The organism is Fodinibius sp. GM21, from assembly GCF_058386955.1.
Genome location: NZ_JBYEIQ010000001.1, coordinates 22,199 through 44,767 on the forward strand (window position 1 = coordinate 22,199; position 22,569 = coordinate 44,767).

A 22,569-nucleotide genomic window follows, 5' to 3' on the forward strand; every position below is an offset into this window, starting at 1 on the left:
ATATCTCACTACTCAAATCTAATGAGGTATCAATTATGATTTATCATCAGTTAGGAAAGATTCCACATAAGCGCCACACGCAATTTCGTCGACCGGATGGAGAGCTTTATCAAGAGCATCTGTTCGGTGCCGAGGGATTTCACGGGCTGTCGTCGTTAATGTATCACCATAATCCACCAACAAAAACATTCAAGGTGGAAAAGAGGGAAGAGGTAAAGATTGAGAAGTGGGATGAAGGCATGCTTCGCCATCATCACCTGCGGACGGCCAATATTGAGGAAGGCGGTGATCCGGTCATGGGACGGAAAGTATTGCTTTATAACAATGATGTACAGATTGGAGCTGTGCGTCCAACCGAACCCATGGATTATTTCTATAAAAACGGGGAGCATGATGAGCTGCTGTTTATCCACGAGGGGGAAGGGTATGTGCATACCATGTTTGGGAAACTCGAATTTGGTTGGGGCGATTATATTTACATTCCACGTGGCACGATTTATCAGGTCGTTTTTGAGACGGAGAAAAACCGCATGCTCACGGTAGATTCCACCGGTCCGGTGGATATTCCGGATCGCTATCTTTCTGACAAGGGACAGTTCCTCGAAAATAGTCCCTTTTGCGAACGCGATATTCGTCGTCCCGAGGGACCGATTTTTGTCAATAAACAGGGCGAATTTGAGGTTCGAATCAAAAAACAGGGTCGATACACCTCCTATTGGTACGAGCACCATCCCTTTGATATCGTAGGCTGGGATGGATACCTGTACCCGTGGATTTTTAACATCAAGGATTTTGAACCCATTACTGGACGTGTCCACCAGCCGCCGCCCGTACATCAGACGTTTAAAGGCAATAATTACGTGGTGTGTTCATTCTGTCCGCGCAAATACGACTACCATCCCAAATCAATTCCGGCACCTTATGCGCACTCAAATGTAGATTCTGATGAGGTGCTCTACTATGTGAAAGGAGACTTTATGAGTCGTAAGGGCGTGGAAGAAGCAAGTATCACGCAGCATCCCGGTGGTATTCCGCACGGTCCGCATCCTGGGAAATATGAAGGAAGCATCGGCAAGGAGGGTACTGAAGAATATGCTGTAATGATTGATACCTTCCATCCGCTGCATTTGACAACCGAAGCCAAGAAACTGGATGATGAAAGTTATCCATATTCCTGGAATGAGGATGTCGAAAAAGAGAAGGTGGAAGCCGAAGAATAATCCTTTTGATAAGCTAATTTGTGAACCCTGTTAGGATTAAAAATCCTGACAGGGTTTTTATTTGGTGGAAGGTTTTGTTGATATAAAAAAAATCAAATAAATTTATCCTAAGTTCAATAAAATTAGTAATTTACTTTCTGTTGTATTTCAGGGTATGGATTGTGGAGGATAGATTTCTATTTATTTAGGGAGTATCCCAAGATAAAGTAGCGTTTGGTAGTCAGGGAGAAAACTTTACAAATGAGGGGAATTATTATGAATGAGAGAAATCTGATTGTTTTCGTATTGGGAATCGCACTTCTTTTGGTTTTTACAGGACAAGATTTGAACGCCCAGCATCAACTGGAATATGGGACCGTGAATTTTGAAACATCCTGTAATGAATCCGCAGATAACACATTTCACTCTGGGTTGGCCCTGATGCATCACATGATGTATGAGCAGGCCCGTAGTAAATTCAAAGAAGCCACCGAACAGGATACCGAGTGCTCCATAGCGCAGTGGGGCATTGCCATGAGTTATATTCACCCGCTTTGGGGGCAGCGCCCATCGGATGCCGATTTTGAAGCCGGCAGCAAAGCCTTAGTAAAAGCAAAAGAAAGAGGTGATTTTGATGAACGAGAAATGGCGTTTATCAATGCGGTGGAGCCATTTTTTGAAGATTGGGAAGAGACGGCCTATCGCGATCAGCTTGCTATTTTTGAGGAAGGCTATCGGGCATTGCACGAACAGTATCCCGAGGATGAAGATGCGGCTGCATTTTATGCGCTCGGACATCTGGCAATGGCACCGCCCGATGATGAGTCGCTTAGCCATCAGCAAAAAGCAGGTGCCATGCTCGAAGAACTGCACAAGCAGTATCCCGAGCATCCCGGTCTGTTTCATTACATCATCCACGCCTATGATAATCCAAAACTAGCCGAGCGAGCTGTTGATGTGGCCCGGGCCTACGATAAGGTTGCCCCTGATGTGCCTCATGCCCTTCACATGCCAAGCCATATTTTTGTCCGGCAGGGTATTTGGTCGGATGTCATTGAATGGAATGAACGTTCAGCCGAGGCTGCGCTGCGCCAGTCATCCGAAGATGAGGTGTCGATGCATTATGTGCATGCATTGGACTATCTGACCTATGCGCACTTGCAGCGTGGTGAAGATGAGAAAGCGAAAAAGGCTGCGCAGAAAACCATTGAGGTCCAGAATCTGCAAAATCATTTGGGCTCGGCCTATGCCGTTGCTGCTGCCCAAGCTCGCTATAATCTTGAGCGGGAGGAGTGGGATAAAGCAGCACAAATTGATCTGGAGTCACCCAATAACTTTTCACATAAAAAGTACCCAGCTACGCAATCAATGATCTATTTTGCACGGGGAATTGGGGCGGCACGATCCGGTGATTTAGATGGTGCTCGTGAAGCCCAAAAGGAGTTGGACAATATTTATGATGTGCTAAAAGAAAAAGAAGAAAACTACTGGGCTGTATTAACCGATGCACAGCGCAAGGCAGTTGAATCGTGGATGACTTTTGAGAATGGAGATCAGCGAGAAGCACTTACACTCATGAACAAAGCGGCTGATACCGAGTATTCTGTGGATAAGCATCCCATCACACCGGGACATATTTTGCCGGCAAGAGAATTGCTGGGAGATATGCTGTTGGAAATGGATCGTCCTGAGGAAGCTTTGACAGCATACGAGAAAAGCTTGGAAATATCTGCCAATCGTTTCCGAAGTTTATATGGTGCCGGACGTGCTGCCGAGTTGGCCGGTTATATGGATAAAGCTAAAGAACACTACAAAGCATTGGTTGCTGTCACATCAGCCGAAGAAGTGGAGCGACCATTGTTTAAAGACGTACAAAGCTTTCTTGTAGTGAACAAATAACACTAAAAGAGCAGTTATTATGGCTGATTCAAAAACCGTTAAGGAAGCCTTTGAACGGAATCAAAAGGCGTTGCAGATGCGTCCGTCAAAAGCAAAGAGTACGGCAACAACAAAAGTACGATTATTCGACGGAACGACCTGTGAAGTGGAGCATAAGCACTGGAAATTTAACGTTGATATCGGAAAATCCGAGGGTGGTAACGACGCTGGACCGGGTCCCGGTATTCTGGAGCGCGGCGCGCTGGGTAGCTGTCTGGCAATCGCTTATTCGCAGCGAGCAGCCGTGTTGGGTATCCCAATAGATAACCTTGAGATTGATGTCGAGTCAGATTTTGATGCTCGCAGCATGTTGCATCTTAGTGATGATCCGCCCGGCTTTAATGCCATTCGATATAGAGTACATATCGAAAGTCCAGCACCAGAAAACGAAATAATGCAGATGATCGAAGAAGCCGATAGGCACAGTCCGGTGTTGGATGATTTTAGTCGTGCCATTCCCGTTAAGCGAGAAGTCATGATTGAATCTAAAGAAAGGGAGGAAGTATGAAACCGGCATTACAACGCAGGGTACAGCGATATGGCTGGGATTACTCATCACCGTATTATCAGAAAGGGTGGGAACGTCAGCTACAACCTGCACAAGAAAAATTGTTGAGAAAGATTGATTTGCAACCCAGCGAAAGGGTTCTGGATATTTCTTGTGGAACGGGGTTAGTGACTTTTCCCATGGCAAAAACGGTTGGAGAAGAAGGTGAAATTGTTGGCATTGATTTATCTGAAAAGATGATCGATGAAGCTAGGGATATCTTTCAGGACTTGGATGCATCCAATGTTAAATTTATGCACATGGATGCCGAGGAGTTGAAATTTGAGGATCGGTCTTTTGATGTGGCTGTAAATTCGCTGGGACTGATGTATTACCCTAATCCCGATAAAGCGATACAGGAAATGTATCGGGTTACGAGCCCAGGCGGACGAACTGCGGCTTTGGTGTGGGGACGTCGCAGTGCTTGTGGTTGGGCTGGAATTTTTCCCATCGTGGATGCACGCGTGGAAACGGATGTGTGTCCGCTTTTCTTCCAGCTTGGCACGGGAAATACACTGGCCCAAGAGTTTGAAAACGCCGGTTTTGAGGATGTGGAGTTAGATCGATTTGAGGTTCCGCTGCCCTACGAATCGGATGAGGAAGCCCTTATCGGTGCGTTCCAGGGTGGGGCGGTGGCCTTGGCGTATCGAAAGTTTGATGAGCAAACGAAAGATGCGGTTCACACCGAATACATCGAGTCTATAATGCCATTTAAAAATGGGAGCGGATACGAAATTCCGGGAGAATTTGTGATTGTATCCGGTAGAAAATAAGTACAGAAAAGTTATTTAACATAAATGGAGGAACATCATGCCCAAATATGTAATCGAACGAAATGTACCGGGAGTTGGTAAACTAAACCACCGGGATAGAAAAGCCGCGGCCATGAAATCAGTGCACGCGCTTAAAGATATAGGTCCCGATATCCAGTGGATTCATTCGTATGTGAGTGAAAATAAAACGCACTGCGTGTATCTTGCTAAAAATGAGGAGCTAATTAAAGAGCACGCAGAGCGCAGCGGCTTTCCAGCCAATAAAATTACGAAGATAGATTACATTATGGAGCCGCTCACTGCTGAGAAATAACAATTCAGTCATAAATTTTTCTTTATTTTTTGCTTGAATTCTGCTGAGAATGTGCTTAATCAGAACTCTGGGGAAGCTGGTTTTACACCTGGGCTTTCATGGGAGGGTATAGACTAATTTTAGTCTCATCTATTTTTTAGCGGTATTATCGACTTTCAATATGGATATTTGTTTCACTGAGATGGATCTTGGGGCTTTCTGGTTAGACTTGGAATTTAAACCACTTTTTTTTGTGTTTAAATGAAGCTAAATCAAATTAAAAAAGAAGGAAAGCAGAGATTAGAATAAGACTATGAGCAATATCTTGATTACTGAATTAGATGGTCAAGGTCCGGGCGATATTCTTGGTGCTATTGGTGGAGAAACGGACATTGATCCCGCAATTATCGGAAATATTAATATTAATGGCTCGAAAGCTTTTGTAGAAGTTAATGATGGAAAAGCAGAAGAGCTTGCAAGCCAACTGAATGGAAAAAAAGTTGGCCATTCCAGGGTCTCGGTTCGAAATATTGAAGAGGAGGATTTTGAAGAAATTGAAACGATTTATGATTACGTGAACCGATTCAAGCGATTGGTAGAGCTGGAGCGTGAAGAGGAAATGCGAGAGCACGAGGAAAGCATTCGGTCGCTTTCTGGCCAACAGCGCGAGGCCGAAGGAAAAGCTATTCTACATTTGAGAGGCCGTGACGAAGGCAATGCGCTCGAAGGCAAGCTGGTGAAGTTTATGCGTCAGCACAAGGGTGAGCCACTTCCGGAGACAGAAATAGCTGTTGGCGATTTGGTAATGGTTTCGCGCAGAGACCCTTTACTTAGCGACAATCCTACCGGTACGGTCGTACAAAAAACCAACTATTCTGTTACCGTTGCTTTTGATCAGCCCCGCAGCTTCATTTTTGGTAAGGGATTGCGCATGGATCTCTATGTCAATGATATTACCTATCAGCGGATGAAGGATGCGTTGACTGAAGTAGAAGAAGCAACCGGAAGGTTGGCGGAACTTAGAAATATTATAGTGGGTCTGGATTCGCCAGAAGAGCCGGAGAAAGCAGAGGGCGTTGAGTGGTTCAATAACGAGCTAAATGAGTCACAAAAAGAAGCAGTGGCCTATAGTCTGGGTGCTGATGATATTCACTTAATTCACGGTCCACCGGGTACCGGCAAGACAACAACAGCCATAGAAGTAATTGAACAATCGGTGGCGAATGGACAGAAAGTGCTTGCTACGGCTGCATCAAATATTGCTGTTGATAATATGCTCGATTTTCTGCTTGATCGTGGTGTAAAAGCAGTCCGAGTAGGGCATCCGGCGCGGGTGACATCACAACTAAAAGAGCATACTTTGGACAGCCTGATCGAGGAAAACGAACTCTATCGCAAGTCAGAAGATCTACGCTCTCAGGCATTTGAGAAAAAAGAGGAGCAGGAAGAATTTACGCATCCATCCGGGAAATTTAGAAGAGGTATGAGTAATACCAAGATCAAAGAGCTTGCTGAAGAAGGGCGCGGCTCGCGGGGCGTTTCAGAAGATAAAATTCAAGATATGGCCCGTTGGATTGAGCTCCAGGATGAGGTCGAAGATTTATTTGAGGAAGCGGATCAGCTGCGCGAGGAAGCCGTTAATGAAATTTTGGAGTCCAAGCAGGTTATTTGCTCAACCAACAGTACAGCTGGCAGTGATCTCATAGCAAACCGTGAGTTTGATCTTGTTGTGATTGACGAGGCTACGCAATCAACGGAACCGAGCTGTTTAATACCTATTACCCACGGCAAGAAGGTAGTTATGGCCGGAGATCATCGTCAGCTGCCGCCCACAGTTAAGAATCGTAAAGCTGCTAACAAAGGGTTGGAGGACACACTTTTTGAACGTCTCGCTGAAAAGCATCCCGCAAGCAAAAATACGCTGGAGATACAGTATCGGATGAACGAAAACATAATGGCATTTTCAAATGAGCAGTTCTATGATGGCATCCTTACTGCCGATGAAAGCGTACAGGAGCATACTCTCGAAGACTTCCAGCTGGATGTCAATGTATTTGACAACAATCTGACAGATATTCTGGAACCACATACGCCGGTCATATTTGTGGATACGGCCGGACGTGACGCCGCCGAACGAATACGGCAGGGGTCTACATCCAAAGAAAATCCCGAGGAAGCGTTGTTGGTTGCACAGATGGTGGATAATTTACTGAGATCGGGGTTGCCGCCTGAGGATATTGCTGTTATCAGTCCGTATAAGGATCAGGTTGATTTGCTGGATCGTAAAATTGATACGGAAAATCTGGAGATAAAATCGGTTGATGGTTTCCAGGGGCGCGAGAAAGAAGTGGTGATCATGTCACTGACACGGAGCAATAAAAATAGGCGTATCGGTTTTCTTGAGGATGTCAGAAGACTCAACGTATCGTTGACCCGAGCAAAACGAAAGCTTATTGTGGTAGGCGACAGCGATACAATAACAGCTCATAAAATCTACAAGCATTTCGTAGATTATGTGCGTGAAAAAGGAAGAATGATCCCGCTATAATTTCACGTATCAATTAACTATTTCATACTCATTTGCCCTGCCGCCTGCAGCGCTTTATAAACATTGACCACACCATCAGACACCGATAGTTCTGCAAAGGCAGCCTGCTGGGCATCCTGTGGATTTCCTTCACTTGGTACGGTTACTTGCTGGTTGGGATATTGGATGGTGTTATCGAGGATAATCTGCCGAACCTGCTTGGCAGTCAATTCCGGATAATAAGCCATAATCAATGCTGCAGTTCCTGCAACAACCGGTGATGCCATACTAGTACCCTCCTGAAATTGGTACTCATTATCGGGCATGGTGGAGTAAATATCTACGCCGGGGGCAAATAGATCTACTGTTTGGTTTCCATAATTACTGAAGTTAGCAACAAACTCTTGATTTGGTTTCCAGCTTGTTGCTCCCACACTAAGCCAAAGCGTGGCAGTAGAATCACTCATGGTGCTGCTATATTTATCTGTGGGATAATTGGCCGTTGTATCGACATTTTGTGCACTGTTACCCGCTCCGTGCACCATCAGTACATTGTTTTTATCGGCGTGAGCCACGGCTTTATCAACCACCTCTTTATAGGGAGAGTAACTTTTTCCAAAGCTCATATTGATAATATCAGCCCCGTTATCCACGGCATAACGGATGGCATTCGCTACATCTTTGTCGCGTTCATCGCCATTGGGAACGGCGCGAATCGCCATAATTTGTACGTTTGAAGCAACACCGTCTACCCCAATTCCATTATTGCGTTCGGCTCCAATAATTCCGGCCACGTGTGTTCCGTGGGAGGGATCAGGTCCCGCTACATCGTTATTGCCGTAGTATTGCTCTGATTTATCATCATAATCATCACCCACAATATCGCGGGGATTAAAATCAGGGTTATAACCGTATTTTGCGAACTCATAAATTTGTTTTTTCTGATCGGCAATGACCGTGGAGTCAATGTCATTTTCCATAACATAAATCATCACATTTTTGGCAAAGTTAAGGTCCTGACTGGTAGGCTGAAGGTTTTGGAGGTCTTTGTAGGAATAAGACGAGTCGGCAAAATGGTTATTTAGTATCTTTTCAGCTTGTGCCTTGCTCTGTGCTATGTTCTGAATATTCTGGTACTGTTGACTTAACTCTTGTATTTTGTCTTCGTAATCCGATTTTATTTCCCGGTAATAAAGGTATTCTTCTTTTTCTTCGGCGGTTAAAGCAGATGATTTCATTTTTTGACCGTACTTCTCCTTCAGCTTTCGATAAAGACGGGTTAATTCAAAGGTATCGTGATTAACATTCTCACCGTCAGCACCGCCGATAAAATTCCATCCGTTAATATCATCCACATAGCCATTATTATCATCGTCTTTGCCATTATCCGGCACTTCATCTTCATTTATCCAAATAACATCATTGAGATCCTCGTGGTCGGTATCCACGCCACCGTCTATAACGGCCACAGTAACTGTTTTTTGTGGGACTTTATCACCTAGTAACTCGTGGTAAGCACGGTCACTGCTTATGCCGCGGAATTGGGTGACTTCCTCATCCCAGTGATGCCATCCTTCGGGCGGTTCCAGCATCGTTTCAAAATTTACTGAATCTGGAGCCTCCTCCTGCACATATCGTTCACTTTGTTTAATGGCTTCATCATCAGAAACCGTTTGTTGGGTTGTTGAGCAGCTATAAAAGGAAAGAGCAAAAGCCAGTATAATTAGTAGTCGCTTTTTCATACAGGTAAAGGTTATAAATGATTACAACTAGATTTGATATTTACTTACAACGATTCAATACTGGAGATAAGTTGTTCAGAAGCTTTTTTGAAAGCCGTAAGAACCGCTTCATTCAGGGACTCTTTGAATTCAGTTCCCGCTTCGGTAGCATAAAAGTTTGCATAGTGTCTAATTCGATTATTATCTAATCCATGGTACATAACTAAATAATTATTAACCAACTCATCTTCTAACTGCATCTGCAGGCGATTTTTAAAATTGTTTACAATGCTGTTAATCTGCGTTTCACTTACGTTTAAATTATTGCTGATTGCATCGGTGCCAATAACCAAAGAGCGGAAAAGGATAGTCTGAGACCCTAGGGCAGATTTTTTTGCCGAGCGGTGTTCAATAAGGTCTTTGATAATTGAAATATGTTCTTCAGATGGCTGATCCTGTTCAAGCTCATATTTTGTAACAATCTGTTTTCGAGTACCCTGTAAGGTATAAAATTCAGCCTCTGCATTTAGGACAGGTTTTACCTTATCAGATTCCAGGGTAGTGAGGACTGAATCAGCATAATTGGCATCAAAATTTTCTTTAAAACTTTTGCGTGCCATTTTTAAGAGGGAATCAGCGTGATATGCTTCACCGTAAAGTTGTAGAAGCTTGCTGTTTTTTGAAGCAGGTATTTGAAACGGATTCTGTGAAAATTGGCTTTTAAGATCTTTTGGAAGCTCAGTTAATGTTTGTTTGACCGGCACCAAGTTAAAAATCCGATCGATATCGGTGCTATCTTTGGCATTCGAAGAATCTTGAGCTATACCCAGAAAGGGAAATAAGAGGCAAAAAATAAAAATCGTTAACCGCGAATATGTCATGATTTTATAATTGATGGAAATAAATGAGGTGATAAATATTTTAGAAAATAAGCTAACGATAATTTTTAACGCTCAAAAGTTTCAGCTTATTTGGTGGATGTTAATTTTTTTTAATCGAAGACCGATTTTTTTGTGTTAATCAAAACTTATGGTAGAATCAAACTAAGATTGATAATTCAATATGTGATCAAGGAAATTTGGAAAGGCGGTTAGATTACTCTGGATAAGTTGAAATATAAAAGGATTATTTTTAGATGAAAGAAGAAAGAGGGAAGACGAGCGAACGAGATAGTGGTTACTGGCGTCCCCTGCCATTGGGATATTTACTGGAAGAATATGGGTTGTTTAGTAAAAAAGTAGTACTAATACTTTTTTTATGGCTTGTCTTATTTGTTCTCAGTTTTCTTTCTGTTATTTATTGGATTCCTTCCGATTGGGACACCTTAGCAAGTACGAGCCAGGCGATTTCGCTTTTTCTGCTGTTTTATCCGCCGCTTTTAATATCAAACTTATTACTGTTTTGGTTAGGATTTGAATGGGGATTTATTCCTGCATACCTCTCTACTTTTATGGTTGCGCTGGCTTTTAATATGCCAACCCAGTGGTCAATACTTTTCGGCATCGCAGTTGTTTTGGGTATGGCTATTTTTGCGGTCGTATATTACAGTACCCATTTTCATTATACCATAGACAGTATTACTCATTTTGCCTTTTTTGTGGGCGTTGCACTGGTAGCATCTATGGCTTCTTCGTTGGGGTCTTTAATCTGGAGCCATGTTCAAGGCCTAACCATTGAAGAAACACTTATTGCCTGGCAAAGCTGGTGGACCGGTACATTTCTTCAGCTTGTTCTCATTAATGCTCCCATTCTTTTTCTGGTTGGAAATAAAATTGAACGTGTAAAGGATAAATATTTTGATGTACCCGAGCGTCCCGAAATTTCACTGGGATGGGTATACAGTGCCATTATATCTGTAGTAACTGTTCTGGTTATTTTTATACTTTCAGCTGAACAATTGGGTACCCTGAGAATACAAGAAGCACTAAAAAATACGTCTTCCAGTTTTGCAAATGAGATTCTAAGTGCTTCACAAACGTTTGAATTGACTGCTTGGATTGCCATAGTGATCTTGCTGGCTGCCGGATTAGGTGGTATTCGGTTGGTTGAAGGGTGGAATAAAACATTAAAAGAACAGGTGCGAGTAAAAAGATCGCTCATAGCAGAAATCCATCACCGGGTAAAAAATAATATGCAGTTAGTCTCAGGACTGATTGAGCTTCAGCTTCAAAACTCAGAAAATCAGAATGTACAAAAGGAGTTACGCAAGAGTCATTCCCGTATTTATTCGATGGGTAAAGTTCATGAACAAACCTATCAGCACGAAGATGCTGCTGATGTTAAAATGGATATTTATGTCGAAAGCATTGTAAAACAAGTAGAAGCCAATTTTGGAGAAATTGACGGAACGCGGTTTATCTTGGAATGTTCTTCTTTTAAACTAACCATCAGCCAGGCTGTAACCTTTGGATTACTACTCAACGAGCTGTTGACTCTTATTTGTAAACATGAATTCAGTCATACCAGTAACAATACTGAAATTACAATTAGAGTTGAAGGAACTGAAAAACTGGTACACGCCAAATTCCAAGGAATTTCTAAACCATTTGAGATTGCAGTTGCCGATTCATTGGATGGCACACTGATTAGAAAACTTACGAAACAGCTTAATACCGAGTTACACCGCGTCCAAGATCAGGAGCAGGAAGAAGCTGTAAACTTAGAGTTTTCCTTTGATAAAAAAGACTCCCCATCGTATTTCAACTCTTGGGAGCCCGTTCAATAAGGTTTTTATCAATAATATAAAAACTCATCTCTCAGACGGCGGGTATACTTTTAATAGCGCTTTTACTATCAATTCTGTGGTATTTAAACAGCTTTAACAGTTCCCCACTTTTGTTGAGTTAGAGTTAATCAATCTGCTACTACTGACTTAAAGAAATCAAGAAAGAGCCTTAGCCTCTCGTCACATTAATTGAATAAATGGGGATCTAAATTCACCTTTAGAGGTATAAACAATTATTCTATTAATTTTTAATTCTGAGGGAGTAATGCTGAAAAGAAAACAGTGTTCATTTGTACCTAGCCATTATTTTATAGGGATGATAATAGGCAGCCTTTTTCTAACTGCTGGTTGTACCGACAAGGCTGATGACCGAAATTTGTTTGCTGATCAAACAGCACCTTTATTTGAGGGGATGGGAGATCATCATTTTGATGTTTCGTTAAATGATACCCTTGCAACTCGATATTTTGATCAAGCCATAATATTGACATACGGTTTTAACCATAAAGAAGCGGAGCGTTCGTTTCGGCAGGTTGTTGAGCTTCAGCCTGATCATCCAATGGCTTGGTGGGGCATTGCATTGGTACAGGGACCAAATTTGAATCTGCCTATGCTGCCTGATGCAGTTCCGATAGCATGGGAAGCTATGCAGCAAGCTCAGGAATTAAAGTCCAACGGTACGCAACGGGAGCAAGATTATATTAATGCGTTGGCAAAGCGATATGCTAAACAACTGCCCGAAGATCGCACCCCACTTGATATCGCCTATGCCGAGGCGATGGGAAAATTAGCTGAAAAATATCCCGATGATATGGATGCGCAGGTGTTATATGCTGAGGCCTTAATGAATCTGCACCCATGGGATTTTTGGACAAAAGAGGGAGAGGCCCAACCGTGGACGCCTAAAATTATGGCGGTACTGGAGCGTATTTTTGAGAAAGAACCGGATCATCCAATGGCTAACCACTTGTACATTCATGCTTCCGAAGCTTCGCCCAATCCCGAAAAAGCTTTGGAAAGTGCGAAGCGATTAAGTAATGCCGTTCCCGGAGCGGGACACCTGGTTCATATGCCAGCCCATACTTATATACGCATAGGGATGTATCATGAGGGATCAGAAGCAAATGAACGAGCGATTGAATCCGATAATGAATATGTTGCGCAATGCCATCAGCAGGGCATGTATCCACTGGGATATATGCCGCATAACCATCACTTTTTGTGGGCAACGGCTACTTTAGAAGGGCGAAAAAAACGTAGTTTAGCGGCTGCCCAAAGTACTTTTGAGCATGTTGATACCACCATGATGCGTGAGCCGGGAATGGGACTCTTGCAGCATTTTTGGACGATCCCAATGTATGGAAATGTACGGTTCGGTGAATGGGATAAAATTCTGGTTACTCCAAAACCTGACCGGGAACTGCTTTATCCTCTCGGCGTTTGGCATTATGCTCGAGGAATGGCGTTTTTGGCCAACAATCAAGTTGATAGTGCACGGCAACATCTGGATGAGCTAAAAATTCTAGCAGCTAATGATTTATTAAAAGAGGTGATTATTATGAATCACGCCTACGATCTCATGCAGATAGCTACGCGTGTATTAGAGGGAGAAATTGCTGCAAAAAATAACGAATACGACCAAGCTGTAGCATTTTTAAAAGAGGCGATCACGATTGAAGATGAATTGCTGTATAATGAGCCGCCGGATTGGTTCTTCCCCGTGCGTCACAATCTCGGTACCGTTTTGCTAGATGCAAAAAAACCTTTGGAAGCCGAACAGGTCTTTCGTGATGACCTCAAAGAGTTTCCTAAAAATGGCTGGGCGCTCTTTGGTTTACATCAGAGTTTATTGGCTCAGGGACTTGAAAATGAAGCACAAGAAATTAAGAATCAGTTTGATGAAGCTTGGAAATATGCTGATATCGAGCTTACTTCCGCGCGAATATTAGAGAAAGAAGAAAGAATGCTGGGTTATGATAGCCAGTAAAGGATGTAGATTTATTTACTGTTTTTGACTTTTCCCAGTCATGGGAACAAACCGAACCGGCATTTTTTGTTCTCTTTTTATGTTGCCGTCTTTTGTTTTTGTGATTTTGGTCAAAACCTGGTTGTCATTAACATTGCCAACCGGAGCTACCAATATTCCTTCAGGAGCCAGCTGATTAATGAGCGGTTGAGGAATTTCTTCAGGGGCTGCTGTTAAAATAATAGCATCAAATGGAGCGTGTTCCGGCCATCCTTTATACCCATCACCAACTTTTGTGGTGATAGTATTATAACCTAGTATCTCAAATCGCTTTATGGCTTGGTCAGCCAGTGGTTTCACAATTTCTATGGTATAAACATGCGGAGTGAGTTCGGATAAAACCGCCGCCTGATAGCCGCTGCCCGTGCCAATTTCCAGTACTTTTTCGCCCGCTTCAATATCCAACAGATCAGACATATAGGCTACAATTAACGGTTGTGAAATCGTCTGGTTATATCCGATCGGAAGGGGACGATTTGCATAGGCATGTTCCTGATAGTTTTTCGGCACAAAAAAGTGACGCGGAACATGGCGCATCGCATCCAGTACTGTTGGATCATTAATAATACCACGGTCTTCAATGCCTTTGTTGACCATCTCGTACCGTTCCTTCTGGCGCTGATCGAAACGAGGACGTTCCCATTGCACCGTATCAGCTACAACAGTATCTGTATCATGTGGAAATAGTAAATCGGCGGCTGACAGAGGAATAGGATCATCACATGTAAGCCATATTCCTGCTGATGCTATCAGGAAAACCAGAAAACGATTTAGTGTTTTCATAAAAGTGGTATTCTTTTATCCGTATCAAAAGAACATACTATCCTCTACAATCCGTTCAAAATAGGGAAGCTATTTGCCTTTCCGCCCTTCAAAACCTAAAATTGAGCACAGCTCAATGGGTAATAAACAAGTGCTTTATGGATTTTCAAGAACTTCAGCAAAAAATCGACTACGCTCGTGATACTTCTAAACAGTTACCTCCTTTGGCGGTTTCGGATATCCCTGAATTATTACAGCAACGTTTGGATAAGGAGGCTAACTACTTGACCTATATTGATGAAAATGATAACAGAACCGAGGTTAGCTATGTTGATTTTTGTCAGCATGTGATAAACTGTGCGCGGTTTCTGCAGAACCACGGACTTAGTCACGGCGATCGTATTGCAACGATCTCACATAATCACTGGCATACCGTTGTGCAGTATTTTGCCGCCTGGCTGTTGGGATTAGTGGTTGTGCCGATCAATTTGGGGGAAGATGATGAGCGCATTGCCTATATCCTTGAAAATGGAGAAGTCGAGTTGGCATTTGTCCGCACCGAATACCGCGATCGATTTAGGGGAATTCTGGAATCGTACAAGTATTTAAAAAATGTTGAGTGGATTGTCTGTGAAGGAGATATCGAGAATTTTACCAGTGAGAAGGGAGATCTTGACCTTCCTGACGATAATTTGAGGGATTCCGAAGCGCTGATTGTCTTTACTTCAGGAACTACCGGTGCACCCAAAGGAGTGGTGCTGAGTCAGCGTAATTTGCTTGAAGATGCTCGAGGCATTGCTGACTGGCACAATATTGACGATCAAACGCGTATGATGTGCGTGCTGCCGATTCATCATGTAAACGGTACCGTAGTTACGTTACTCACCCCGTTTTTTGCTGGGGGATCTACGGTCCTTAATCAAAAGTTCAGGACCAGCCGCTTTTTTCCTACCATCAAAAAAGAGGGCGTTCATATCGTCAGTGTTGTTCCTACGTTGCTGCAGTATCTAAACAATTATTACTCAGATAAAGAAATGCCCGATACCTCAACCTTAACGCACGTAATTTGCGGAGCCGGGCCGTTGACCGTTAAAGTAGCGACAACCTTTGAAGAGCGGTTTGATATTCCCATAATTCACGGCTACGGTCTTTCGGAAACTACTTGCTATTCCTGCTTTCTTCCTGTTGATCTGGATGAAGAAGAACACAGAAAGTGGCTTTCTGATTACGGGTATCCCAGTATCGGTGTGCCGATACCGGCCAATGAAATGGCTATCCATGACGAAGACGGGAATGAGTTAGAAGAAGAGGAGCGTGGCGAAATTGTGATTCGGGGCGTGAACGTGATGCTGGAATATCACAATAACCGAAAAGCCAATGAAAAGACCTTTAAAAATGGTTGGTTTCGAAGTGGAGATGAGGGATTTTATGTCAATGATGAGCAAGGACGTTCCTACTTTTTTATTACTGGTCGACTAAAAGAGTTAATCATTCGTGGTGGAGTAAACCTGGCCCCCCTTGAAATTGACGAGGTGATCAATAAAGCCCCGGGCGTGAAGGCAGGCATTGCCGTGGGATTTGAAAATAACTGGTACGGCGAAGAGGTCGGGGCCTATGTACAGCTTAAAGATGGAGCGGAAGAAGATGAAGAAGCAATTTTAGAGTTTTGCAGAGAGCACCTGCCATTTTCGAAATCACCTAAAGTTGTTGTCTTTGGGGATAAAATACCTGTTACCTCAACGGGTAAGTATCAACGCCGGAAAGTAACGCACCATTTTGAACAGTGGAAAGACACCCAGTTTAGAAAAAGTTAGCAGGTGAAGCTCGACGATGAAAGGATTTGGACAATCTGGAAAATCAAACCTTAACCCAGTTACACAATAATACTTGCTCCTCTATTCGTTATTAATTAAGGTTGAAAAAAGGGATCATCTACATCACGGTACAAACGCAGGAGGTCACTATGGCTCATTCACTGGATCTTGATCTGTTTACACATCTTCAGTCTGACTTGGAATCTCAGCAGTACAAGATATTAGCGGGATTAAAATCTATTTCTGATGATTTTCAGATGAATAAAATTTATCCGCATCTGAGTCATTTGGTAGAACTCTATACTACGCTGGATGATATCTTGAATCGACTGCGGGATTTGCGGGATGAATTTCCAAAGCGTATCAAAAAGATCGACTTTGTAAATGAGGTTATTGAACACGAGGTGGTGTTTGTGGATGGCTCAGATCTAGCTAAAGTGGAAGATCTGATTGAATGGGGACTGCCATTAATCAAAGCAAAAATCGAGGAAGGGAAAGCGATTTATGAGTTTGTAAACGATGAAATTAAGCTCCAAGAAGTTGGGATTATCCCTAATTATACGGATGAGGGCTACTTTTTTGTGCCCGATAACGAGGAGTCAAAATTACTGCTTTACCAATATGAGCTTACCGTTTTTGAAAGCTCACAGGATAAATATCGATCGCTTAAGACAGCCTTTTTAAAAGGATTAGAACAGGGCGATGCTTATCGATCACCGAATGCCATCAAGTTGGACCTGATTGATGAAAATAAAGAATTACCCAATCCGGCTACCTTCGCATTCAATACTGATCTGGACTTTCCATTTCGGGAAACCATTTTCCCTGTTACCAAACGTAAGTTATTGCAGCAGCTGTATGAATAGGTTATAGTATTTGGTAGTGAGAGGTGAGTATTGAGATTATTGGAAAGTAAATTTTTACTTGGGAGATAGCTTTTGGGAGAAGGTGAACATCATTTTTTGAAGTTGATTGATCTCACTTGATAGTATATTAATAGTATTTTCAGGAAGTAAATCTAAGTTATTTGCAATTATTAGTTGTGTTTCTAATTCGCATGATGAAGCGTATGCGATACTTAAGAAGCGTTTAAAATCTTTATTCGTATTTCGTCCAGCTCCTTCTGCAATGTTTGATCCAATAGATACAACACACCTTCGGAGTTGAGAAACTAATCCATATTTTTCTTCAATCGGAAAGTTGGTAGTTACCTCATATATTTCAGTGGCTAAAGAGATGGATCGTTTCCAGATATCTAACTTTTTATATCGGTGCAAAGTAAAAGACTTAATTGATATTTTATAATAGTATGACCGAATAGTTGGGTAATCCTTACAAGCATTTTTGCAGAAATTGTTGCTAAGTTTCAAATCTCACATCTCATTACTCACTACTAAATATCTACAATAGCCAGTGTACACCGAGATATGCATACTAAATTTTCATCTTCGTTAAAAATCTTGGTCTCCCAAATCTGCGTTTGACGACCGGTATGGGTAGGTCTGGAAATACCGTGAACGGTCTCTCCTTTTTTTGCGGCGCGTACATGATTGGCATTAATTTCAACACCCACTGCTGTTTTTCCCTCTTCATCAATATTTAGCCAAGCCCCGATGGATGCCAGTGTTTCGGCCAGAGCAACAGAGGCTCCGCCGTGGAGTAATCCAAAGGGTTGAATAGTATTTTCATTGACCGGCATCGTGGCTTTTACTTCATCAGACTTAAAGGAAGTGAAGGAAATTCCGAGGGTGTCTCCCATATTTTTTTCAGAGACCGAAAGAAATTTTTCTACTCGTTTTTCAATATTCGGTTGGATATACATAAATGATTCTCTTACAATTGATTAGTGGGTGCGAAGTTAATTATAAAATTGGAAGAAAAAATTTAAATAGACTTTTAAATCATCCACAATCGTTTAAATTATTGGTAAAGAACGTCATCAACAATAAAATAGCGTACTGTTATGGCTTACGATCCGACCACTATTATAACTGAGATTGAAAAAGGTATTCAAAAGCATGATAAAGATGTATTCATTTCTACGAAGAGAAATGGGGAATGGATAGAAACGAGTAAAGCTGAATTTCAGGAAAAAGTGCGGAAGCTGGCACTGGGATTATATGAGCTTGGGGTACGTGCCGGTGATAAGGTGAGCCTACACTCCGAGAACAGTGCTGAATGGGTAATTTGTGATCAGGCCATTCTTTCTCTTGGAGCGGTAAATGTCCCCATTTATACTACACAACCCGGAGAACAGATTAAGTATATCCTCGAGAACTCTGAAACCAAAGTGCATATTGTTTCGAATGATGAACTTTTTGCTGATACAAAGCCCATCATTAAAGAAGTTACCAATGTTAAAGCGATAATTTCAATTTTCGGATCGAAACATGGCAAGCTTAAAGAGTTTGTGGATATCCTGGAAATGGGAGCAAAGAAGGATCAGGAAAGCCCTGAGCTCTTCGACGAGCTGCGATCAAAGGTGCAGCCAGATGATTTGGCTTCCCTGATTTATACTTCCGGCACAACAGGAGATCCCAAGGGCGTGATGCTTTCGCACAATAATATTGCTTCAAACCTGCTGGCCTCCTTGGAGCGTGTACCTTTTGATGAGACGGTCCGAGAGCATGAACAAATGCTGTCGTATCTACCGCTTTCGCATGTCTTCGAGCGGATGATTACCTATATGTATCTAAGCATGGGATATCCCATTTACTACATTGAAGATGTGGATGAGATACGCGACGACTTTGACTATGTGAAACCTTATTACTTTGCTACAGTGCCACGGCTGCTGGAGAAAATCCATACGGGAATCAAAGTAAAGGGACAGGAGATGAGCGGGCTCAAAAAGCAGTTGTATTACTGGGCGATAAACAGAGCAGAAGAATATGATCCGGAAAACCCACCGAGCGGATTAGATGCTATTAAGCACAAAATTGCTGATAAGCTGGTCTATTCAAAAATTCGTGAGTTATTCGGTGGAAACCTTCTCGGTATGGTGAGTGGTGGGGCAGCGCTGTCACCCAATCTATTCCGATTTATGAATGCTATGGGGCTTATTTGCATGCAGGGATACGGACTTACCGAAACGTCGCCGGTGCTCTCAGTTAATGATAAGGATCATATGCGCGTAGGGAGTTCAGGAACGCCGCTTTCAAATGTAGATATTAAAATTGCCGATGATGGTGAGATTCTTGCGAAAGGTCCCAATGTGATGGGAGGCTATTACAACAATCCGGAAAAAACAGACGAGGTATTTACAGATGACGGCTGGTTTATGACCGGTGATGTGGGTAAGCTTAAAGATAACTATCTGTTTATAACCGATCGTAAGAAGTCAGTTTTTAAACTTTCTACAGGAAAATATGTGGCCCCACAAATTATTGAGAATCTTTTAACTGAAAGTGGATTTATTGATCAAACAATGGTGATTGGATACCAGCGAAAATTCTGTTCGGCTTTGATTGTTCCCGATTATGACAATGTAAAAAAATGGTTGAAGGGACGTGGAAAATCCGTTTCGGATCCCGAGAATGAGGATCCGGAAATTCGGAGGCTTATACAGCGCGAGGTTGATAAAGTGAATAGACAGCTTTCACCTTGGGAGACAGTTAAGAAATTTGTTCTGCTGGATACGCCTTTCTCAATTGAGTCCGGTGAACTTACGCCAACCCTAAAAGTTAAACGACCGGTTGTAAAAGAACGTTATGAAGATGAAATAGAGTCGATGTATCAAGATGACGAGCAGAAGGCTGAAGCTGAAAAATAACTACCTAAATTAATTCGGTTTCTCTGCGATGTTGCGTGATTAACTTAACAGTCGTAATTAAAATTCTATACGATAATATTTATGTCCACAAGCAAATACGATATTCAGAAAGTTGCGGTACTTGGGTCGGGAACCATGGGCAGTCAAATTGCTGCACACTGTGTAAACGCGGGGCTAGAGGTTTGGCTGCTTGATCTAAAAGATGAGGAGAGCGATAATCCCGATCAGCAGGTACTGGATAATATTGATAAGCTCAAAAAGATGAATCCATCTCCGCTGGGATTACCGGAATATGCTGACCGCATCAAGCCCGGTAACTTTACAGATGATCTGGATATTATAAAAGAAGTTGATTGGGTTTGTGAGGCCATTATTGAAAAGATGGATATCAAAAAGGAGATGATGGCAAAGATTGATGATATCAGGACGGAAGGAACCATCGTCAGTTCGAATACATCGGGATTACCCATTGGGGAGATCAGTGAGGATTGTTCGGATGAATTAAAAGCACATTTTCTGGGTACACACTTTTTCAATCCCCCGCGATACATGAAGTTGTTGGAAGTTATCCCTACGAAATCAACCGCAGATGATGTTGTTGATTATATGTCCCAATTCTGTGAACGTGATCTGGGTAAGGGGGTGGTGCAGTGCAAGGATACGCCCAATTTTATTGCCAATCGCATCGGTATTTTTTCGATGGCTAGTATTATGCCTCACTTCTTTAACGGGGATTTTCGAGCTGAGGAAATCGACTATTTGCTTGGCACCCTTACGGGTTATTCCAAAGCAGCTACCTTTCGGACTGCTGATATGTCGGGACTGGATGTGATTCATCACGTAGCTTCTAATTTGTATCCCGCCATTCCGGATGACGAACGGCGTGAAGTGTTCGATCTGCCTGAGTTTTTTGAGCAAATGGTAGAGGAGGGTAAATTCGGCAACAAAGCGGGCAAAGGTTTTTACAGGAAAGTGCGAACGGATTCCGGTAAGGAGTACAAAGTTATTAATCCTGAATCAGGTGAATACGAATCGCAGATTGATCCTGAATTTGAAAGTGCTAAAGAGGCCCAAAAGAAGTTTAGCACGCCTGAAGAGCGGCTCAAATTTTTGATCAACCAAGATACGGAAGTAGGGGATTTTTTATGGAGAGTGCATTGTGATTTGTTGCTGTATGCCGCTAATCGAATACCTGAGATTACTGAATCCGTAGAATCCATCGATCGTGCGATGAAGTGGGGCTTTAACTGGGAGTTAGGTCCGTTTGAGCGCTGGGATGCTATTGGTGTTAAAGAGTCGGTGGATCGTATGCAGGAAGAAGGCTTGGATGTGCCGAAAAATGTGCTTGATATGCTTAACAGCGGTCACGAGCGATTTTACGATAAACAGAAAGGCACGGTTTATAATCTGGCCACGGGAGAAGTCGAACAGCTGAGTCCGCAGGCCGAAGGGTCAATTCAGGTTGCCAATCTTAAAGCGGATAATAGTGATGTCTTTATGAACGATAGCGCCGGGCTGTATGACCTCGGGGATGGCATTGCTCTTTTTGAGTTCCGAACCCGAAAATACACGCTTGGATTCGAGCTCATCGAGTCGCTGGATAAGGCCTGTACCATTGTGGGAAATAACTTTGATGCGTTGGTAATTAGTCACGACGGCGATAATTTTACGTATGGTGCCAACCTGATGGAAGCAATGGGGGCTTGGGAAAAAGGGGACAAAGAGCGAGTCCGAAAAGCTGCTAAAAATTTTCAGGATGTGGTTGTTGGATTGCGATATCAGCAGTTTCCTGTGATTGTAGCCCCATTTGGTCGTTCCCTTGGTGGTGGTGTTGAGTTTATTTTACATGCAGATAAAGTAGTGGCTCACCATGAATTATATGCAGGTTTGGTAGAGGTCGGCGTTGGGTTGCTCCCAGCCGGGGGAGGGACCAAAGAGATGCTGTATCGTACAATGCAGCAGATATTAGATGATGAGCAGGTTGATCCTATGCCAAATATTAAAGAGAAATTTAAGACAATCGGCATGGCTAAAGTATCTGACGGAGCCCCCAAAGCCAGAGAGTATGGCTATTTACGGGATTCGGATTCTATAATTATGAACCGGGATCTGCTTATTGCTAATGCCAAAGAAGAAGCTCGTCGGATGGCTGATACCGGATATTATCCACCTGAAAAACCAATGATAAAAGTGCTCGGAAATGAAGCTTTGAGTTCTTTGAAAATGATGCTCCATATTATGCATCAGGCCAATTTTATTACTGATTATGACAGGGTTGTGGCCGAAAAAGTAGCATATGTGATGAGCGGTGGTGATCTGAGCGAACCTCAGGAAGTGCCTGAAGATTACTTACTAAGACTCGAACGTGAAGCTTTTATGGAACTGTTGGAAGATGAACGAACCCAGGCTCGCATCGAGCACATGCTTAAGAAAGGTAAACCACTTAGAAATTAGAATACTGATGACACGGATC

The 22,569-nt window shown here is 42.7% G+C and carries 17 protein-coding genes; 12 read left to right on the forward strand and 5 right to left on the reverse strand.

Annotated features, from left to right (window positions below; genetic code table 11):
* Positions 1–32 precede the first annotated feature (32 nt).
* The 6 genes from ACT3IB_RS00105 to ACT3IB_RS00130 all read left to right on the forward strand — a co-directional run bounded on the left by ACT3IB_RS00105 (position 33) and on the right by ACT3IB_RS00130 (position 7,297).
* Positions 33–1,220, forward strand: coding sequence for a homogentisate 1,2-dioxygenase (locus tag ACT3IB_RS00105; protein WP_491537669.1), 1,188 nt, complete (start codon positions 33–35; stop codon positions 1,218–1,220).
* Positions 1,221–1,475: 255 nt separating this feature from the next.
* Complete coding sequence (locus ACT3IB_RS00110; protein WP_491536980.1) at positions 1,476–3,098, forward strand: tetratricopeptide repeat protein; 1,623 nt, start codon at positions 1,476–1,478, stop codon at positions 3,096–3,098.
* Positions 3,099–3,117: 19 nt separating this feature from the next.
* A complete protein-coding gene (locus ACT3IB_RS00115) occupies positions 3,118–3,645 on the forward strand; it encodes an OsmC family protein (protein ID WP_491536981.1) in 528 nt (175 codons plus the stop codon).
* On the forward strand, positions 3,642–4,457 hold the full coding sequence (locus ACT3IB_RS00120) for a class I SAM-dependent methyltransferase (protein WP_491536982.1): 816 nt from the start codon (positions 3,642–3,644) through the stop codon (positions 4,455–4,457). Before ACT3IB_RS00115 ends, ACT3IB_RS00120 begins: the two co-directional genes overlap by 4 nt.
* Positions 4,458–4,494: 37 nt before the next feature.
* A complete protein-coding gene (locus ACT3IB_RS00125) occupies positions 4,495–4,770 on the forward strand; it encodes a DUF4242 domain-containing protein (RefSeq protein ID WP_491536983.1) in 276 nt (91 codons plus the stop codon).
* A gap of 292 nt (positions 4,771–5,062) precedes the next feature.
* Positions 5,063–7,297, forward strand: a complete 2,235-nt coding sequence (locus tag ACT3IB_RS00130) for an IGHMBP2 family helicase (protein ID WP_491536984.1) — start codon at positions 5,063–5,065, stop codon at positions 7,295–7,297.
* A 17-nt stretch (positions 7,298–7,314) separates the two neighbouring features.
* Here ACT3IB_RS00130 and ACT3IB_RS00135 read toward each other — a convergent pair whose 3' ends face one another.
* Both ACT3IB_RS00135 and ACT3IB_RS00140 read right to left on the reverse strand, forming a co-directional pair.
* On the reverse strand, positions 7,315–9,018 hold the full coding sequence (locus ACT3IB_RS00135) for a S8 family peptidase (RefSeq protein WP_491536985.1): 1,704 nt from the start codon (positions 9,016–9,018) through the stop codon (positions 7,315–7,317).
* Between the two features lie 44 nt (positions 9,019–9,062).
* Positions 9,063–9,878 carry a hypothetical protein gene (locus ACT3IB_RS00140; protein ID WP_491536986.1) on the reverse strand — a complete coding sequence of 272 codons (816 nt, stop codon included), beginning with the start codon at positions 9,876–9,878 and terminating at the stop codon, positions 9,063–9,065.
* Positions 9,879–10,132: 254 nt separating this feature from the next.
* Here ACT3IB_RS00140 and ACT3IB_RS00145 point away from each other — a divergent pair, with 254 nt between their 5' ends.
* On the forward strand, positions 10,133–11,722 hold the full coding sequence (locus ACT3IB_RS00145; RefSeq protein WP_491536987.1) for a sensor histidine kinase: 1,590 nt from the start codon (positions 10,133–10,135) through the stop codon (positions 11,720–11,722).
* Between the two features lie 316 nt (positions 11,723–12,038).
* A complete protein-coding gene (locus ACT3IB_RS00150) occupies positions 12,039–13,709 on the forward strand; it encodes a tetratricopeptide repeat protein (protein ID WP_491536988.1) in 1,671 nt (556 codons plus the stop codon).
* A 15-nt stretch (positions 13,710–13,724) separates the two neighbouring features.
* Here ACT3IB_RS00150 and ACT3IB_RS00155 read toward each other — a convergent pair whose 3' ends face one another.
* Complete coding sequence (locus ACT3IB_RS00155; protein ID WP_491536989.1) at positions 13,725–14,531, reverse strand: protein-L-isoaspartate(D-aspartate) O-methyltransferase; 807 nt, start codon at positions 14,529–14,531, stop codon at positions 13,725–13,727.
* Between the two features lie 137 nt (positions 14,532–14,668).
* On the opposite strand from ACT3IB_RS00155, the gene ACT3IB_RS00160 reads away from it, so the two are divergent.
* The gene (locus tag ACT3IB_RS00160; RefSeq protein ID WP_491536990.1) at positions 14,669–16,324 is read left to right on the forward strand and encodes a class I adenylate-forming enzyme family protein; all 1,656 of its coding nucleotides are present in this window, start codon (positions 14,669–14,671) and stop codon (positions 16,322–16,324) included.
* A 149-nt stretch (positions 16,325–16,473) separates the two neighbouring features.
* Positions 16,474–17,190, forward strand: a complete 717-nt coding sequence (locus ACT3IB_RS00165) for a hypothetical protein (RefSeq protein ID WP_491536991.1) — start codon at positions 16,474–16,476, stop codon at positions 17,188–17,190.
* A 54-nt stretch (positions 17,191–17,244) separates the two neighbouring features.
* On the opposite strand, the gene ACT3IB_RS00170 is transcribed toward ACT3IB_RS00165, so the two are convergent.
* Both ACT3IB_RS00170 and ACT3IB_RS00175 read right to left on the reverse strand, forming a co-directional pair.
* Complete coding sequence (locus ACT3IB_RS00170; RefSeq protein WP_491536992.1) at positions 17,245–17,694, reverse strand: four helix bundle protein; 450 nt, start codon at positions 17,692–17,694, stop codon at positions 17,245–17,247.
* A gap of 23 nt (positions 17,695–17,717) precedes the next feature.
* Positions 17,718–18,146: a hotdog fold thioesterase gene (locus ACT3IB_RS00175; RefSeq protein ID WP_491536993.1), complete on the reverse strand. Its 429-nt coding sequence runs from the start codon at positions 18,144–18,146 to the stop codon at positions 17,718–17,720.
* Positions 18,147–18,287: 141 nt separating this feature from the next.
* On the opposite strand from ACT3IB_RS00175, the gene ACT3IB_RS00180 reads away from it, so the two are divergent.
* Both ACT3IB_RS00180 and ACT3IB_RS00185 read left to right on the forward strand, forming a co-directional pair.
* Positions 18,288–20,096: an AMP-dependent synthetase/ligase gene (locus ACT3IB_RS00180; RefSeq protein ID WP_491536994.1), complete on the forward strand. Its 1,809-nt coding sequence runs from the start codon at positions 18,288–18,290 to the stop codon at positions 20,094–20,096.
* An 81-nt stretch (positions 20,097–20,177) separates the two neighbouring features.
* The gene (locus ACT3IB_RS00185) at positions 20,178–22,550 is read left to right on the forward strand and encodes a 3-hydroxyacyl-CoA dehydrogenase/enoyl-CoA hydratase family protein (protein WP_491536995.1); all 2,373 of its coding nucleotides are present in this window, start codon (positions 20,178–20,180) and stop codon (positions 22,548–22,550) included.
* The last annotated feature ends 19 nt before the right edge of the window (positions 22,551–22,569 follow it).